Here is a 16,260-nt window from a genome sequence, read left to right as displayed (position 1 = left end):
GATTAGATTTCGATCTTGGAGCCCAGCTCGACCACCGCGTTGTTGGGCAGGTTGAGGAACTGCGCCGCCGCGCTGGCGTTGTGGTGCATGGAGGAGAACAGCTTTTCGCGCCATTGCGCCATGCCGCCGCCGGTGGTCGGGATCACGATATCGCGCGACAGGAAATAACTGGTCGTCATCGGGTCGAGCGCGACACCACGGCCCTTGAGCTGCTCGAGCGCCTTGGGCAGATCGGGGTCGTTCTTGAAGCCGTAGCTGACATTCACCTGCCAGCAGTCGTGACCCAACGGCTCGATCTCGAGCCGCTTGTCCATCCCGATCCAGGGCACCGGGTGGTTGCAGACGGTCACGAACAGGTTGTGCTCGTGCAGCACCTTGTTGTGCTTGAGGTTGTGCAGCAGCGCATTCGGCACGACACCCGGCTGGGCGGTCAGGAACACGGCCGTGCCCTGCACGCGCACCGGCGGACTGATGAAGACCGCATCGAGAAAGCCGGACAGCGGCAGCGCATCGCTCTTGAGCGACTCGTTGAGCAGGCGCCGCCCTTCATGCCAGGTGATCATCAACAGGAAGATCGCGGCACCGATCAGCAGCGGGAACCAGCCTCCGTCGGCGAGCTTGAGCAGGTTCGAGCTGAAGAAGGCCAGGTCGATCACGAAGAAGAAGCCGGTCGCACCCACGCACAGCAGCCAGTTGTAGCCCCAGCCGTAGCGGATCACGAAGAAGGTCAGCACGGTCGTGATCAGCATGTCGAGCGTGACCGCGATGCCATAGGCGGCGGCCAAGTTGCTCGAGGACTTGAACAACACCACCGCCAGCACGATGGCGACGAACAGCCCCCAGTTGACGAAGGGAATGTAGATCTGGCCGGTGTCCTTGATGCTGGTGTGCTGGATCTGCAGCCGCGGCAGGTAGCCCATCTGGATCACCTGCTTGGTCACGCTGAAGGCGCCCGAGATCAGCGCCTGCGAGGCAATCACGGTAGCCAGGGTCGCCATGATCACGGTCGGCAGCAGCAGCCAGTCCGGCGCCAGGTTGAAGAAGGGGTTCTTGACCGCGCTCGGGTCGGCCAGCAGCAGCGCGCCCTGGCCGAAGTAGTTCAGGATCAGGCAGGGCATGACGACGCTGAACCAGGCGAGCCGGATCGGCTTCTTGCCGAAATGACCCATGTCGGCATAGAGCGCCTCGCCCCCCGTCACGCACAGCACCACCGCGCCCAGGATGATGAAGGTGGTGCCGGGGTAGTTCCAGATGAAGCGCAGCGCGTGATGCGGGCTTAAAGCGCCCAGGATCTCGGGGTGATCGACGATATGCGGCAGCGCCAGCGCCGCGATGCCGATGAACCACAGCAGCGTGATCGGGCCGAACAGCTTGCCGATGCCGGCCGTGCCATGCTTCTGTACCGCGAACAGGCCGAACAGGATCACCAGCGTCAGCGGGATCACCGCCTTCTTGAAGGTGGGCGAGATCACCTCGAGGCCCTCGACCGCCGACAGCACCGAGATCGCGGGCGTGATCACGCCGTCACCGTAGAACAGGCAGGTGCCGAAGATGCCGATCAGCAGCATCCAGCGCCGCAGCTCGGGCTTGTGCTTGATCGACTCCGACGCCAGCGCCAGCATCGCGACCAGGCCACCTTCACCATGGTTGTCCGCACGCAACACCAGCGTCACGTACTTGAGCGAGACGATGATGGTCAGCGTCCAGACGAAGATCGACAGCACGCCGTAGATGTTGTCGGGCGTGAACTCGACATGGCCAGTGTGGAACACTTCCTTGACCGCATACAGCACGCTGGTACCGATATCGCCGTAGACGACGCCGATCGCGCTCAGGGTGAGAGCACCTAGTGAAGATTTGGAAGCAGACACTCGGGAATGCGGACGGCAGGAACCGCCCGGGTGGTTTCAGGTGCTGCTATTGTGCGCTCGAAACGTTACCAGACCTTACCGACAATCCCGCCGGCCCGTGGCTTGTTGGGACACCGCCACGGCCGGCAAGGTCAGCGGCTTCAGTCGTAGATCTCGGCGTTGGGATCGGTCGCCTCGAGCTCGTAGCTCGCCGCCAGCATGGCCAGACGCCCGATCACGCCATACATGTAGAAGCGGTTCGGCACGCTCGCGCCCGGCTTGTAGCCCGGCTGCGGCTGCTGCGCGCCTTTCTCGAACGCCAGCGGCACGAAGCTGGCACCCGGCGCGTTGAGGTTCTCGTCGACGCCACGGTCGGCATGCACACGGTAGAAGCCGCCGACCACATAGCGGTCGAGCATGTAGACCACCGGTTCGGCCACCGCGTCGTTGACGCGCTCGTTGGTCAGCACGCCTTCCTGGATGATCACGTCGTTGACGACCTGGCCGTCCTTGATCACGTTCATCTTGTTCTTGGTGCGGCGGTTCAGGCCTTCGAGCTCCTTGGCATCGCGCACCGTCATGATGCCCATGCCGTAGGTGCCGTTGTCGGCCTTGACCACGACGAAGGGCTTCTCGTTGATGCCGTATTCCTTGTACTTGCGCCGGATCTTGCCCAGCAGCGCATCGACATTGGTCTGCAGGCATTCCATGCCGGTGCCTTCGGCAAAGTTGACCTCACCGCAGCTGTTGAACAGCGGATTGATCAGCCAGGGGTCCATGCCGAGCAGCTTGCCGAAGCGCTTGGCCACCTCCTCGTAGGCCTTGAAATGCTGGCTCTTCTTGCGCACATGCCAGCCCGCGTGCAGCGGCGGCAGCAGGAACTGCTCGTGCAGGTCTTCCAGGATGCCGGGCACGCCCGCGCTCAGGTCGTTGTTGAGCAGGATGGTGCAGGGATCGAAATCCTTCAGGCCGATGCGCCGGTTCTGGCGGATCAGCGGCTCGAGCGTGACCTGCTCGCCGTTGGGCAGGTCAAAGGTGGTGGCTTCCTTGATCTCGGGGTTCATCGAACCCAGCCGCACATTGAGGCCGGCCTGGTAGAAGATCTTCTGCAGCTGCGCCACGTTCATCAGGTAGAACATGTTGCGGGTGTGGTTCTCGGGCACCAGCAGCAGGTTCTTGGCCTCGGGGCAGATCTTCTCGATCGCGGCCATCGCGGCCTGCACCGCCAGCGGCAGCATCTCGGGCGTCAGGTTGTTCCAGCCGCCGGGATAGAGGTTGGTGTCGACCGGCGCGAGCTTGAAGCCGGCATTGCGGATGTCGACCGAGCTGTAGAAGGGCGGCGTGTGCTCCATCCACTCCAGGCGGAACCAGCGCTCGATCACCGGAGTGGATTCGAGGATGCGCTGTTCGAGTTCGTTGATCGGGCCGGTAAGTGCGGTGACGAGATGGGGAACCATGGTAAGGCCCTCGTGTGATGTTCTGGGTGGCGCCTGGATAGGCATCGTTCTGGTGCGTCATTCTAGAGACTGGGGACGGCATAGGCTATTGCAAGAGCGAAGGCTCAGGGCCGTAGGCCGGTCGAGCTCGAAAAATACCCTACCCCCCATATACTCGTGACTGCCCCGCCCCCTTCTCTCCATTCGAGCCGAGTCCCTCCATGAACCCAAATCTCTGGCTGCTGGCCGCCGCGCAAGGCCTGTTCCTGACCAATAACGTGGTCTTCATCGCAGTCAACGGCCTGGTCGGCCTGAGCCTGGCGCCGTTGGGCTGGATGGCCACCCTGCCCGTCATGGGCTATGTGGTCGGCGGCGCGCTCTCGACCGGACTGGTCGCGCGCAGCCAGGCGCGCTGGGGCCGCAAGACCTCGTTCCAGCTCGGCCTGGGGGTGGCGCTGCTGTCGGCGCTGGCCTGCGCCGCCGCACTGCATTGGCACAGCTTCTGGCTGCTGGTCGCCTCCACGCTGGTGGCGGGCTACTACAGCGCCAACGGCCAGCTGTACCGCTTTGCCGCCGGCGAACTGGCCGCGCCGGCCTTCCGGGAAAAGGCGGTCTCGCTGGTACTGGCCGGCGGACTGATCGGCGCCATCGCCGGCCCCAATCTGGCGCAGCAGACGCGCGACTCGCTCGGCACGCCATTCCTCGCGGCCTACCTGGCCCTGGCACTGGTGGCGCTGCTGGCGATGGGGGTGATCGCGCTGATCCGCTTTCCGGCCCAGGCACCGCGCGCGCCCGGCGCCAGCAGCGGCCGGCCCCTGGGCGAGATCATGCGCCAGCCGGTCTTCATCGTGGCGGCAGCCTGCTCAGCACTGGGCTATGGGGTGATGAACCTGCTGATGGCCGCCACACCGCTGGCAATGCAGGTCTGCGGCATGCCGTTCTCGGACGCGGCGCTGGTGCTCGAGTGGCATGTGATCGGCATGTTCGCACCGGGCTTCTTCACCGGCCACCTGATCAAGCGCTTCGGCGTGCTGCCGATGATGGGCGCGGGGGTGCTGCTCAACGCGCTGTGCATCGCGATCGCGCTCTCGGGCCAGGACCTGCAGCAGTTCCTGCTCGCGCTGTTCCTGCTCGGCGTGGGCTGGAACTTCCTGTTCACCGGCAGCACCACGCTGGCGATGCAGGCCTACCGTCCGGAGGAAAAGGACAAGGCGCAGGCAGCGATCAACTTCTGCGTCTTCGCGACCATGGCGCTGACCTCGTTTGCCTCGGGCGCGCTGGTCACGACCCAGGGCTGGACGCTGCTGAACTGGGGCTCGCTGCTGCCGGTCGGCCTGACCGGCCTGGCCTTGCTCTGGCTGGCGGCCAAGCGACGCACCACCGCCGGCAGCCAGGCCAAGGCCTGACGCCGGAGCGACCGCAAGCACCCCGCAAGTCGCGATCAGCCCTGGTGGCGGGTCGGACTGGGCTCGAGCCGGAACACCGACACCAGATTGACCAGGTCGTCGGCCTGCGCGCTGAGACTGGCGGCGGCGGTAGCCATCTGCTCGACCATGGCCGCATTCTCCTGCGTCGCCTGGTCCATCTGCGTGACCGCCTGGCCGACCTGCGTGACTCCTGCGCTTTGCTGGGCACTCGCGACGCTGATCTCGGCCATGATGTGGGTGACGCGCTGGATCGCGTTGACGACTTCGGACATGGTGCTGCCGGCCTGGTCCACCAGCTGCGAACCCTGCTCGACCCGTTCGACGCTGATGCCGATCAGGCCCTTGATCTCCTTGGCTGCGGCCGCTGACCGGCTCGCCAGGCTGCGCACCTCGGACGCCACCACCGCGAAGCCGCGGCCCTGCTCGCCGGCCCGCGCGGCCTCGACGGCCGCGTTCAGCGCCAGGATATTGGTCTGGAAGGCAATGCCATCAATGACGCCGATGATGTCAGCGATCCGGCTCGAGCTGTCGTTGATCGAACGCATGGTGGCGACGACGCGGCCCACCACCTCGCCACCCGTCAAGGCCACCTGCGAGGCAGCCTGCGCCAGCTGAGTCGCCTGCTGGGCATTCTGTGCATTGTGCTTGACGGCAGCGCCGAGTTCATCCATCGAGGCGGCGGTCTGCTGCAAGGCCAGCGCCTGGTTTTCGGTGCGGCCCGACAGGTCGCGGTTGCCGGTCGATATCTCGGCGCTGGCCGAGGCCACGGCATGCGCCCCCTCGCGCACCCTGGCCACCACCTTGGCCAGGCTGGCCTGCATCGTCTGCAGCTGCGTCATCAGGCTGTCGACGCCCTGGTTCCGCCCTGCTGCCGGCTGGCTCAGGTCACCGGCGGCAATGCGCTGAGCGACGGCCGCTGCGTCGGCAGGCTCGCCACCGATGGGCCGCAGCACCATGCGATCGAGCGACAGGCCAAGCACCAGCGAAACCCCCACGATGCTGAGCAGCCCCAGGGACAAGGCCCAGGAGCGCAAGCGGTGGACCTCGGCCAGGATTTCGCTGGTGGGGATGGTCACCACGAACGACCAGGGCATCTGGGTCATCCCGACCCTGACCGGAACATAGAGACGGATGACCTCGCCGAGGCGTTCATCCTGGGTGGTCAACTCATGCCGCTGACCGGCCAGGATCGCGGCCCGCACGGCAGCGAACTCGGACTCGGAACCGAGGCCCTTGCCGATCCGGGCCGGATCACGATCGCCGACATAGACGGCCTGGTTCGACAGCAGGCTGGCGTAGCCATTGTCGAAGATCCGGATCTTGCCGATGTTGTCCTGCAGGCTGGACAAGGCGATGTCCACCCCGACGACACCGAGGAACTGGCCGTCGAGCATGACCGGCACCGCCACGCTGGTGATCTGCAACTCCTGGCCGGCGACGACATAGGGATAGGGCTCGATCAGCGTCTCGCGGCCAGTCTGCCTGGGGATAAGGTAGTAGTCACCAGCGCCGGGCTTGTCGTAATCGAGCAGCGGCTCGAGCACGACTTGACCCGAGCCACGGTTCCAGTAAGGGATGTAGCGGCCGCTGCCATCATGGCCGGGCTGGTTGATGTAGTTGGCATCCTGGCCATCCAGGGCATCGGGCTCCCAGCCGGACCAGACGCCCAGAAAGCCCGAATTGCCCGCCAGCACGCCCTTGAGCATGGCGTCGGCGCTCATGCGGTCGATACGACCCTGGGCTTTCATCCCGGCCATCGCTTGCGCCAGCGTGCGCGCGGCGTCCAGGGCCTGGTCCAGCGCGCCCGAGACCTGCCGGCTCTCGTGATTCGCCAGCTCGCTGGCATAGCGCAATGACAGCTGTCTTTGCGCGATTTCGGCCTGACCGACCAGGACGGCCACGGTGAGAGAAAAGCCGATCAGGACAACCAATATGACCAGCAACTGTTGTCGCAGGCGCAGGGTGAGCTTTGGCTTCATGGGGTTCCGCATACTGACTTTCCTTGCAAAGATCAATCCGGCCGTGATGGCGTGAAGCCGGACCGGCATCGATCAGTTGCAGTCAAGCAGGATCCGTGCCTTGTGCTCTGCGCAACCGGGTCACGTGGAGCCGGGGGCTGCGCTGCCCCCGGCCAGGCGTGCCCAGCTCAGGGCATGCGCGCGATCACCTCGGCCACTGCCGCGGTCAGGCGCTGCGCATAGGGCAGGTGCAGGAACTCGTTGGGGCCATGCGCATTGCTCTTGGGGCCCAGCACGCCGCAAACCATCATCTGCGCCTGTGGGAAGCCCTGGCTCAGCAGGTTCATGAGCGGAATCGTGCCGCCCTGGCCAATGGTCGCGCAGGGCGCACCGTAATGCGCCTGGCTGGCGGCCTGCAGCGCCTGCTCGAACCAGGGCGTGGTCGCAGGCGCATCCCAGCCGGTGGCGGCCCCCTCGGGCTCGAAGGTCACCTTGGCCTGATAGGGCGCATTGTCCTCGAGCAGGGTCTTGAGCTGCTGCACGGCCTGGGCCGCATCGACCGTCGGCGGCAGGCGCAGGCTGAGCTTGAAGGCGCTGTAGGGCCGCAGCACATTGCCGGCGCTGGCCAGGCTCGGAAAGCCGTCGGCGCCGGTCACGCTCAGGGTCGGGCGCCAGGTGCGGCGCAGCAGGGCCTCGACCGGATCGGTCGTGGTCGGCAGCGTGAACAGGGTCGAGCCGCCGCAGTCGTGATGCGCCCAGGGGAAGCGCCGGTAGACCTCGTCGCCCAGGATGGCCGCGGTCGCACGCGCCTGCTCCAGGCGCAGCGGCGGAATCTCGCCGTGGAAGGCGCGCGGCAGCAGTTCGCCGCTGGCGCTGTCCTCGAGCCGGTCGAACAGCTGACGCATGATGCGAAAGCTCGACGGCACCAGGCCGGAGGCATCGCCCGAATGGATGCCCTCGGTCAGCACCTCGACCTTGAGCAGGCCGCTGGCCACGCCGCGCAGACTGGTCGTGAGCCAGAGCTGGTCGTAGTTGCCGGCACCGCTGTCGAGGCAGATCACCAGGCCGACCTGGCCCAGCCGGGGCTTGAGCGCGTCGACATAGGGCAGCAGGTCGTGCGAACCGCTCTCCTCGCAGGTCTCGATCAGGCCGACGATGCGCGGGTGCGCCGCGCCCTGGGCCTTGAGGGCCTGGACCGCGGTAATGCTGGCATAGACCGCATAACCGTCGTCGGAGCCACCGCGGCCATAGAGCTTGTCGTCGATGATCTTCGGCGTCCAGGGACCGAGGTCGCTGCGCCAGCCGCTGAACTCGGGCTGCTTGTCGAGGTGCCCGTACATCAGCACCGTCTCGCCGCTGGCGGGTGCGGGCGCGCCAGTGGCACTGCCGCTGGCCGGGATCTCGAAAAACAGCACCGGCGTGCGCGGCTGACCATCCGCGGTCTGCAAGCGCAGGATCTCGAGCGTCAGCCCGGGAATGCGCTGCGCCAGCACCCAGTCGGCCGCCTGGCGCAGCACGGCATCGAGGTAGCCGTGATCGGCCCAGGCCGGATCGAAGGCCGGCGACTTGGCCGGCACCGCGATATAGCGCTGCAGCTCAGGGACGATGCTGGCACGCCAACGCTCGTCGACGAGCGTGCCGACAGCCTGGGAATCGAGTGCGGGAATTCTGGCGTTCATCGTTTCATTCTCCCATGCGTGAATCATCTGCCGCTGACCAGCTTGCTTTCGGCCAGTGCCAGCGCCTCGGGCTTGCCCGACAGCACCAGGGTGTCGCCGCCTTGCAGCAACAGATCGTCCTGCACCGGCACATTCTTGCCGCTGGCGCGGCGCATGCTGACCACCCGGACCTCGAGCAACTGCAGCAGCATCTCGCCCAGCGTGCGGCCCAGGGTCTTGCCCGCCGTGGGCAGCGTCACCGTGACGAGTCGCTCCTGCTGCTGCTCGTCGGCCGTGCTGTCATCGGCACCATGGAAATAGCCACGCAGCAGCGAATAGCGCTGCTCGCGCTGCTCCTGCAACACCCGGATCACGCGCCGCATCGGCACGCCGACCAGGGCCAGCGCGTGACCCGCCAACATCAGGCTGGCCTCGATCGCCTCCGGCACCACCTCGGTCGCCCCGGCCTGGCGCAGCTTTTCAATGTCCTGCTCGTCCACGGTGCGCACCATGATAGGCACCGTCGGCGCATGTTCGTGCGCCAGCGCCAGCACCTTGAGCGCGCTGGCCGTGTCGAGATAGGTCACCACCACCGCGCTGGCGCGCTTGAGCCCGGCTGCCTTGAGCGCCTGCACCCGCGCGGCATCGCCATAGACCACCGAATGACCGGCCGCAGCGGCTTGGCGCACCCGATCCGGGTCCAGATCAAGCGCCATGTAGGGAATGCGCTCGCGCTCGAGCATGCGCGCGAGGTTCTGGCCGCAGCGGCCATAGCCGCAGATGATCACATGCTTGTCGGCCGCCATCGCACGGCTGGCGATCTGCGTCATCTGGACCGACTGCATCAGCCAGTCGCTGCCGATCAGCCGGCTCACGATCGGGTTGCTGAACATGATGAGGAACGGCGCCAGCAGCATCGAGATCACCATCGCCGCCAGCACCGGGTTGAACAGCTCGGGCGGGATCAGGCGGTGCTGCGCCGCGAGCTGCAGCAGCACGAAGCCGAACTCGCCCGCCTGCGCCAGATAAAGGCCGACGCGCAGCGAGACGCCGGAGGCGGCACCGAAAGCGCGCGCCAGACCGGCGATCAGGACCAGCTTGAACAGCAGCGAAGCCCCCAGCAGCAGCAGCACCAGCGGCCAGCGATCCCAGACGATATGCCAGTCGAGCAGCATGCCGATCGTGATGAAGAACAGGCCCAGCAGCACGTCATGGAACGGCCGGATATCGGTCTCGACCCGGTGCTTGAACTCGGTCTCCGAAATCAGCATGCCGGCGACGAAAGCTCCGAGCGCCAGCGACAGCCCGGCATGCTCGGTCAGCCAGGCCAGGCCGAGCGTGAGCAGCAGGATGTTGAGCATGAAGAGCTCCTCGCTCTTGCGCCGCACCACCAGCGTCAGCCACCAGCGCATCACTTTCTGACCGCCGGTCAGCAGCAGGCCGAGCAGCAGCACCGCCTTGAGCAGCGCCAGCCCGAGTCCGGTCAGCAACTGTTCAGGCGGCGAACCCAGCGCCGGGATCAGCACCAGCAGCGGCACCACGGCCAGATCCTGGAACAGCAGGATGCCGACCACGCGCTTGCCATGCTCGGATTCGAGTTCGAGCCGATCGGCCACCAGCTTGACGACGATGGCGGTCGAACTCATCGACATCACGCCGCCGAGCGCCAGCGCGTGGTACCACTCGAGCTTCCACCAGCGCGGCAGCAGCCAGTCGAGCAGCAGCGAGCCCAGTACGGTCAGGACAATCGTCAGCGCCACCTGCAGCAGCCCGAGCCCGAACACATGCCGGCGCATGGTGCGCAGCTTGGGCAGGCTGAACTCGAGCCCGATCACGAACATCAGGAACACGACGCCGAACTCGGCCAGATAGCGCACGCCGGCCGAGTTCTGCGCCAGCGCCAGCGCATTGGGGCCGATCAGCACCCCCACCGTGAGATAGCCCAGCATGGGCGGCAACTTGGCCAGGCGGCACAGCACCACGCCCGCCACGGCGGCGACCAGGTAGAGCAATGCGATATCGAGCGAATTCATGCTCCGATCTTATCGGGCCGCAAGGCCGGGACTCGCCCGGGCGACAGCCCTTGTCCGATAATTCCCCCATGACTGCAAGCTCCCCCATCGACTCCGCCAGCACGCTGGCACTGGCCCGCGACACCCTGGCGATCGAAGCCCAGGCCATCAGCGCCATGGCCGCCCGACTTGACTCGAGCTTTGTGCAGGCGGTGCAACTCGCGCTCGACTGCCGTGGCCGTCTGGTCGTGACCGGCATGGGCAAGAGCGGCCATGTCGGACGCAAGATCGCCGCCACGCTGGCCTCGACCGGCACCCCGGCGATGTTCGTGCACCCGGCCGAAGCCAGCCACGGCGACCTCGGCATGATCACGCGCGAGGATCTGGTGCTGGCGATCAGCAACAGCGGCGAAAGCGAGGAACTGACCGCCATCCTGCCGCTGATCAAGCGCATGGGCGTGCCGCTGCTGGCCATGACCGGCAAGTCCGGCTCCAGCCTGGGCCGGCACGCCGACCTGGTGCTCGACACCGGCGTCGAAAAGGAAGCCTGCCCGCACAACCTGGCACCGACCGCCAGCACCACGGCCCAGCTCGCGATGGGCGACGCCTTCGCGGTCGCGCTGCTGAGCGCGCGCGGCTTTCGCCCCGACGACTTCGCGCGCTCGCACCCGGGCGGCGCGCTCGGGCGCAAGCTGCTGACCCTGGTCAGCGACGTGATGCGGCCGGCCGAACAGGCGCCGCGCGTCGGACTGCAGGCGTCCTTGAGCGAGATGATGCGCGAGATCAGCGCCAAGGGCCTGGGTGCGACCGCCGTGGTCGACGCGGCCGGCCTGCCGGTCGGCATCTTCACCGATGGCGACCTGCGCCGCCTGATCGAAGGCGGCACCGATCTGCGCGCGGTCAACGCGGGTCAGGTCATGCACCGCGCGCCACGCAGCATCCGTCCCGACGCCTTGGCAGTCGAGGCCGCCGAGCTGATGGAAAACCACCGCATCAACAGCCTGCTCGTGATCGACGCGCAGGGCCGGCTCTGCGGCGCGCTCAACAGCCACGACCTGATGCGCGCCAAGGTCATCTGAACCGATCTTCACCCGACAATCCAGCCATGAACCAGCCAGCCCCCCTGCCTCCCCTGAAACCGGTCCTGCAATTCCCGCCCGAGTTGCTGCTGCGGGCGCAAGCGATCAAGGTGGTCTTCTTCGACGTCGACGGCGTGCTGACCGACGGCGGTCTCTATTTCAGCGAGGCGGGCGAGACGATCAAGCGTTTCCACACGCTGGACGGACATGGCATCAAGCTGCTGCAACGCATCGGCGTGACACCGGCAGTGGTGAGCGGGCGCGATTCGGCACCGCTGCGCCAGCGGCTGGCCGCGCTCGGGGTGACGCATTGCCGCTTCGGCACCGAGGACAAGCGCCCGGCCGCCGAAAGCATCCTGGCTGAACTCGGCCTGGACTGGAGCCAGGCCGCCGCCATGGGCGACGACTGGCCCGACCTGCCAATGCTGCGGCGCTGCGCGCTGGCGGTCGCACCGCCGGCGGCCCAGGCCGAATTGCTGGCGCTGGCCCACCATGTGACCCGCGCGGGTGGCGGCATGGGCGCGGTGCGCGAACTGTGCGACCTGATCCTGGTCGCAAGCGGGCGCTACGCCAGCCTGCTCGAGGAAGCCGCGGCATGAAACTGGCCCTGCCACTGGCAAGGCTGCACCAGGGCTGGGACCGGGCGGCGGTCTACCTGCCGGTGCTGACCATGGGACTGCTCGCGCTCGGCAGCTACTGGATCTTGCGCAGCACGCCCGAGCCGCAGGCGCCAGCCTTGCCGCGTCCGGTCACCCACGAGCCGGACTACTTCATGCGCGGCTTCTCGGTGCGCAGCCACGGCGCCGATGGCGCACTGCTGAGCGAGCTGTCCGGCAGCCAGGTCCGCCACTACCCGGACAACGATGTGATCGAGATTGACCAGGCCCGCCTGCTCGCGATCAACAGCAGCGGCTACACCCGCGCCGAGGCCCGGTTGCTGAGCACAGACGGACAGCAAAGCCAATACCTGCTCGAGGGCGCCGTCACGGTCGAGCGCCATGGCAGCGCCAACAAGGCCGGACCAGCGAGCTCGATGCACTTCGCTGGCGAACAGCTCAGGGTCTATGCCGGCGGTCAGCGCATTGCGTCCGACCTGCCGGTCGAACTGACACGCAACGGCAACCGCGCCACGGCACAAAGCCTGCGCTACGACAACAGCACCCGTGTGGCCGAACTGCAGGGACGGGTACGGGCCCAGCTGTCGGCACGCTGAAGCCGCAAACAAACAAACCCCGGAGCTTTGCGGAGCCGGGGTTTGCTTGTCGGCGCACCGAAGTGCACCAGAATTCAGGGGCGCATCGCTGCGCCCAGGCGATCAGTAACCGCCGCGGTTGCCGCCGTCGCGACGGCCGGGGTTGCCGTAGGGGCTACGGAAGCCGCCTTCGCCACCAGCGCCGCCGCCGAAGCCACCTTCGCGACGACCGCCGCCGAAGCCGCCTTCGCTGCGACCGCCACCGAAGCCACCTTCGCTACGGCCACCACCGAAGCCGCCGGTACGGGGCGGACGGGGTTCCATCGGACGGGCTTCGTTGACCACCAGGCTACGGCCGCCGAGCGACTGACCGTTCATGCCTTCAACAGCAGCTTGAGCTTCCGCGTCGCTGCCCATTTCCACAAAGCCGAAGCCCTTGGAACGGCCAGTGTCACGCTCCATCATGACCTTGGCGCTGGTCACCAGACCAAATTCGCCGAAAGCCTGTTGCAGATCGTTGTCGCGCACCGTGTAAGGCAGGTTGCCGACGTACAGTTTGTTGCCCATCAAGGGACTCCCGAAAAAAAACACGAAACAAGTAGCGATGGAGCCCCGGTAGCACGACGAAACCGCATGTCTTGGCCGCTGTGGCGCACGAAACTGACCTATCACCAATTACGCCTGCATTTACAGACGTAGCCCATTATGCGCTGTGACTCGGAAAAACGGGGGGTTTTTTTGTCATCCCGGAGCAGGAAAGCCGATCTGGCGCAAGTTGCGGCCGTTTCGCCAGCGGCAGGCGGTTTTTTCGTTGCGACAACGCAACAAATCCGGCGGATTCATGGTGCCGCTGAGCCGCGACGGTAGATCACGTGATAGGTCAATGCGACCAGCACGCTGCCGCCGAGCAGATTGCCGGCGATCACCGGCAGCCAGTTGCCGAGCATGCCCGCCCCGCTGATGACGGGCACCGACGGCACCGCGCCGGACTGCTGCAACAGCCAGGCCAGCGGCATCAGATACATGTTGGCGATGCTGTGCTCGAAGCCGGCGGCAACGAAGGCGCTGACCGGAAACACGATCGCGACCGCCTTGTCAATCACGCTGCGCCCGGCCATGGCCATCCAGACCGCCATGCAGACCAGCAGGTTGCACAGCACGCCGCGAAAGAACGCCTCCTGCCAGGGCAGGCCCTGCTTGGCCAGCGCGATCTTAAACACCGTCTGGCAGATCGCTCCGCCATTGAGCTCGGCGTGACCGCTCAGGAACACCAGCAGCGCCAGGCCGGCGGCACCGACCAGGTTGGCCAGGCAGACCACGACCCAGTTGCGCAACAGCTCGCGCGAGCTGATCTTGCCGTCGGCCCAGGCCATCGCGAGCAGGTTGTTGCCGGTGAACAGCTCGGCGCCTGCCACCACGACCAGCAGCAGGCCGAGCGAAAACACCAGTCCGCCCAGCCACTGGCCGGCGGCATAACCGAGGGTGGCATCGGACTTGACGATGACAAAACCGAGCGCGCCCAGGCCGATGAAGGCGCCCGCGAGCATGCCAAGCAAGGCCAGCGGCAGCAACGCCAGCCTGGCCTTGGCCACGCCCACCGTCTCGACCCGCTGGGCGATCTCGCGCGGCGCATAGGCGTCAAAACCAAAAATCTCGGACATGCAAGCCCTCCCCCACGCCAGCCCGGCGGGCGATCAATTTATACTATGGCGCAGCGCCGATTTGTTTCCAGATTGCGGGCGCGTTAAAAATGCCGCTAAAGAGGGGACCCCGGTTTCGCACCCGTCTCTGCTTATCCGACGGTTTGCGGCGCCGGGTTTTTTGTTTCGGGACGCAGGAGTCCCTGGGGTGAAGCCAGTGATCGTCACGCCACAAACGATGCGATTCGACCAGCCGCTCACGCTGCAGAGCGGCGCGGTGCTGCCCAGCTACGAGCTGGTCTATGAAACCTACGGCCAGCTCAACGCCGACCGCTCCAACGCGGTGCTGATCTGCCACGCGCTCAACGCCTCGCACCATGTGGCGGGGCTCAAGGCCGATGCCAACGGCCAGGCCATCCCCCGCAGCGAAGGCTGGTGGGACAACATGATCGGGCCCGGCAAGGCAGTCGACACCGACCGCTTCTTCGTCATCGGCGTCAACAACCTGGGCTCCTGCTTCGGCTCGACCGGCCCGACCCATCTCAACCCGGCCACCAGCCAGCCCTGGGGCGCGGACTTCCCCGTGGTGACGGTCGAGGACTGGGTCGATGCCCAGGCGCGACTGATCGACGCGCTGGGTATCAGGCAGCTTGCCGCCGTCATGGGCGGCAGCCTGGGTGGCATGCAGACGCTGAGCTGGACGCTGCAATACCCGGACCGGGTGCGCCATGCGGTCGTGATCGCGAGCGCGCCCAACCTCAACGCCGAGAACATCGCCTTCAACGAGGTGGCACGGCGCGCCATCATCACTGACCCCGATTTCAACGACGGCCATTACCTGCGCGCCGGCACCATCCCGCGCCGCGGCCTGCGCATCGCGCGCATGATCGGCCACATCACCTACCTGAGCGACGATGTCATGAACGAGAAGTTCGGCCGCGCGCTCAAGCCGCTGGTCGATGCCGCGCGCACGGATGAGGCACAGGCGATCGAACGCCTGGCCTACCAGTACAGCACCCAGGCGATCGAGTTCCAGATCGAGAGCTACCTGCGCTACCAGGGCGACAAGTTCAGCGAATATTTCGACGCCAACACCTACTTGCTGATCACGCGCGCGCTCGACTACTTCGACCCGGCGCGCCGCTACGGCGGCAGCCTGAGCCAGGCGCTGGCCCGGGCCAGTGCCAAGTTCCTGCTGGTCAGCTTCACGACCGACTGGCGCTTTTCGCCCGCGCGCAGCCGCGAGCTGGTCAAGGCCCTGCTCGAGAACCGGCTCGATGTCAGCTATGCCGAGATCGACGCGCCGCATGGTCACGACGCCTTCCTGCTCGACGACCCGCGCTACCTGGCGGCCGTGCGGACCTACTTCGAGCGAACCATCGCCACCGACCTGAAGGGAGAGGCAGCATGAGCGATCTATCGATCATGGAAGGCATCGCCCGCATGGTGCCGCAAGGTGCACGCGTGCTCGACCTGGGCTGCGGCGATGGCGCACTGATGGCCTATCTGCAGAGCCGGCGTGGCTGCAGCGGCTACGGCGTCGAGATCGATGATGCCAAGGTGCAGGCCTGCCTGCAGCGCGGCGTCAATGTGCTGCAGTTCAACCTCGACGAGGGCCTGAGCATGTTCGGCGACGACAGCTTCGACGTCGTGCTGCAGATCGACACGCTGCAGCATCTGCGCAATGCCGAGACCATGCTGCGCGAGACCGTGCGCGTGGGCAAGCACGGCATCGTCGCCTTCCCGAACTTTGCGCATTGGCCGAATCGCCTCAGCGTGCTGCTCGGCCGCATGCCGGTCACGCGCCGCCTGCCCTACCAGTGGTATGACACGCCCAATATCCGGGTCGGCACCTACGCCGATTTCGAACTGCTGGCGCGCCGCAACGGGCTGGCCGTCGAGGACAGTTTCGGGCTGCAAGACGGGCGCGAGCTGCGCTGGCAGCCCAATCTGCGCGCCAGCACCGCGGTGTTCAAGCTGCGCCGGGGCTGAACGCCAGACAGAAACC

At 66.4% G+C, this 16,260-nt stretch carries 13 protein-coding genes and 1 riboswitch; of the genes, 6 read left to right on the top strand and 7 right to left on the bottom strand.

Going from position 1 to position 16,260, the window contains the following annotated elements; all coding sequences use genetic code 11:
- Positions 1-2: 2 nt before the first annotated feature.
- Together C6P61_RS04650 and gshA are read right to left on the bottom strand one after the other, a co-directional pair.
- Positions 3-1,871 carry a potassium transporter Kup gene (locus C6P61_RS04650; protein ID WP_105728763.1) on the bottom strand — a complete coding sequence of 623 codons (1,869 nt, stop codon included), beginning with the start codon at positions 1,869-1,871 and terminating at the stop codon, positions 3-5.
- A 140-nt stretch (positions 1,872-2,011) separates the two neighbouring features.
- On the bottom strand, positions 2,012-3,307 hold the full coding sequence (gene gshA, locus C6P61_RS04645) for a glutamate--cysteine ligase (protein ID WP_105728762.1): 1,296 nt from the start codon (positions 3,305-3,307) through the stop codon (positions 2,012-2,014).
- 200 nt (positions 3,308-3,507) lie between these two features.
- Here gshA and C6P61_RS04640 point away from each other — a divergent pair, with 200 nt between their 5' ends.
- Positions 3,508-4,692, top strand: coding sequence for an MFS transporter (locus tag C6P61_RS04640; protein ID WP_105728761.1), 1,185 nt, complete (start codon positions 3,508-3,510; stop codon positions 4,690-4,692).
- 35 nt (positions 4,693-4,727) lie between these two features.
- Here C6P61_RS04640 and C6P61_RS04635 read toward each other — a convergent pair whose 3' ends face one another.
- The 3 genes from C6P61_RS04635 to C6P61_RS04625 form a co-directional block, all read right to left on the bottom strand.
- Positions 4,728-6,692, bottom strand: coding sequence for a methyl-accepting chemotaxis protein (locus C6P61_RS04635; RefSeq protein ID WP_170067321.1), 1,965 nt, complete (start codon positions 6,690-6,692; stop codon positions 4,728-4,730).
- A 167-nt stretch (positions 6,693-6,859) separates the two neighbouring features.
- A complete protein-coding gene (locus C6P61_RS04630; protein WP_105728759.1) occupies positions 6,860-8,350 on the bottom strand; it encodes a M20 family metallopeptidase in 1,491 nt (496 codons plus the stop codon).
- 23 nt (positions 8,351-8,373) lie between these two features.
- Entirely contained in the window at positions 8,374-10,362 is a 1,989-nt protein-coding gene (locus C6P61_RS04625) for a monovalent cation:proton antiporter family protein (protein ID WP_105728758.1), read from the bottom strand.
- A gap of 68 nt (positions 10,363-10,430) precedes the next feature.
- Between C6P61_RS04625 and C6P61_RS04620 the strand changes: the two genes are divergently transcribed.
- The 3 genes from C6P61_RS04620 to lptC are packed head-to-tail and all read left to right on the top strand — an operon-like array spanning position 10,431 to position 12,633.
- Positions 10,431-11,420 (top strand): KpsF/GutQ family sugar-phosphate isomerase, encoded by a 990-nt coding sequence (locus tag C6P61_RS04620; protein WP_105728757.1) that lies wholly within the window; start codon positions 10,431-10,433, stop codon positions 11,418-11,420.
- Positions 11,421-11,446: 26 nt separating this feature from the next.
- Positions 11,447-12,019 (top strand): KdsC family phosphatase, encoded by a 573-nt coding sequence (locus C6P61_RS04615; RefSeq protein WP_105728756.1) that lies wholly within the window; start codon positions 11,447-11,449, stop codon positions 12,017-12,019.
- On the top strand, positions 12,016-12,633 hold the full coding sequence (lptC, locus tag C6P61_RS04610) for an LPS export ABC transporter periplasmic protein LptC (RefSeq protein ID WP_105728755.1): 618 nt from the start codon (positions 12,016-12,018) through the stop codon (positions 12,631-12,633). The genes C6P61_RS04615 and lptC overlap by 4 nt, the downstream gene beginning before the upstream one ends.
- A 102-nt stretch (positions 12,634-12,735) precedes the next feature.
- On the opposite strand, the gene C6P61_RS04605 is transcribed toward lptC, so the two are convergent.
- Positions 12,736-13,179 carry an RNA recognition motif domain-containing protein gene (locus C6P61_RS04605; RefSeq protein WP_105728754.1) on the bottom strand — a complete coding sequence of 148 codons (444 nt, stop codon included), beginning with the start codon at positions 13,177-13,179 and terminating at the stop codon, positions 12,736-12,738.
- 272 nt (positions 13,180-13,451) lie between these two features.
- Positions 13,452-14,273, bottom strand: coding sequence for a formate/nitrite transporter family protein (locus tag C6P61_RS04600; protein ID WP_105728753.1), 822 nt, complete (start codon positions 14,271-14,273; stop codon positions 13,452-13,454).
- Positions 14,274-14,316: 43 nt separating this feature from the next.
- A riboswitch (SAM riboswitch) is annotated at positions 14,317-14,389 on the top strand.
- 80 nt (positions 14,390-14,469) lie between these two features.
- On the opposite strand from C6P61_RS04600, the gene metX reads away from it, so the two are divergent.
- Positions 14,470-15,663, top strand: a complete 1,194-nt coding sequence (gene metX / locus C6P61_RS04595; protein ID WP_105728905.1) for a homoserine O-succinyltransferase MetX — start codon at positions 14,470-14,472, stop codon at positions 15,661-15,663.
- Positions 15,660-16,244: a methionine biosynthesis protein MetW gene (gene metW, locus C6P61_RS04590; protein WP_105728752.1), complete on the top strand. Its 585-nt coding sequence runs from the start codon at positions 15,660-15,662 to the stop codon at positions 16,242-16,244. The genes metX and metW overlap by 4 nt, the downstream gene beginning before the upstream one ends.
- Positions 16,245-16,260 lie beyond the last annotated feature (16 nt).

This window comes from Malikia spinosa (assembly GCF_002980625.1).
In the GTDB taxonomy this organism is placed as follows: domain Bacteria; phylum Pseudomonadota; class Gammaproteobacteria; order Burkholderiales; family Burkholderiaceae_C; genus Malikia; species Malikia spinosa.
This window is presented reverse-complemented; position numbering and strand designations above follow the sequence as displayed.

What these genes read in the sequence shown, in the direction of transcription:
- C6P61_RS04620 (WP_105728757.1), top strand. Translation starts at nt 10,431, where the DNA reads ATGACTGCAAGCTCCCCCATCGACTCCGCCAGCACGCTGGCACTGGCC.
- gshA (WP_105728762.1), bottom strand. Translation starts at nt 3,307, where the DNA reads ATGGTTCCCCATCTCGTCACCGCACTTACCGGCCCGATCAACGAACTC.
- lptC (WP_105728755.1), top strand. Translation starts at nt 12,016, where the DNA reads ATGAAACTGGCCCTGCCACTGGCAAGGCTGCACCAGGGCTGGGACCGG.
- C6P61_RS04640 (WP_105728761.1), top strand. Translation starts at nt 3,508, where the DNA reads ATGAACCCAAATCTCTGGCTGCTGGCCGCCGCGCAAGGCCTGTTCCTG.
- C6P61_RS04630 (WP_105728759.1), bottom strand. Translation starts at nt 8,350, where the DNA reads ATGAACGCCAGAATTCCCGCACTCGATTCCCAGGCTGTCGGCACGCTC.
- C6P61_RS04615 (WP_105728756.1), top strand. Translation starts at nt 11,447, where the DNA reads ATGAACCAGCCAGCCCCCCTGCCTCCCCTGAAACCGGTCCTGCAATTC.
- C6P61_RS04625 (WP_105728758.1), bottom strand. Translation starts at nt 10,362, where the DNA reads ATGAATTCGCTCGATATCGCATTGCTCTACCTGGTCGCCGCCGTGGCG.
- C6P61_RS04605 (WP_105728754.1), bottom strand. Translation starts at nt 13,179, where the DNA reads ATGGGCAACAAACTGTACGTCGGCAACCTGCCTTACACGGTGCGCGAC.
- C6P61_RS04600 (WP_105728753.1), bottom strand. Translation starts at nt 14,273, where the DNA reads ATGTCCGAGATTTTTGGTTTTGACGCCTATGCGCCGCGCGAGATCGCC.
- C6P61_RS04635 (WP_170067321.1), bottom strand. Translation starts at nt 6,692, where the DNA reads ATGAAGCCAAAGCTCACCCTGCGCCTGCGACAACAGTTGCTGGTCATA.
- metW (WP_105728752.1), top strand. Translation starts at nt 15,660, where the DNA reads ATGAGCGATCTATCGATCATGGAAGGCATCGCCCGCATGGTGCCGCAA.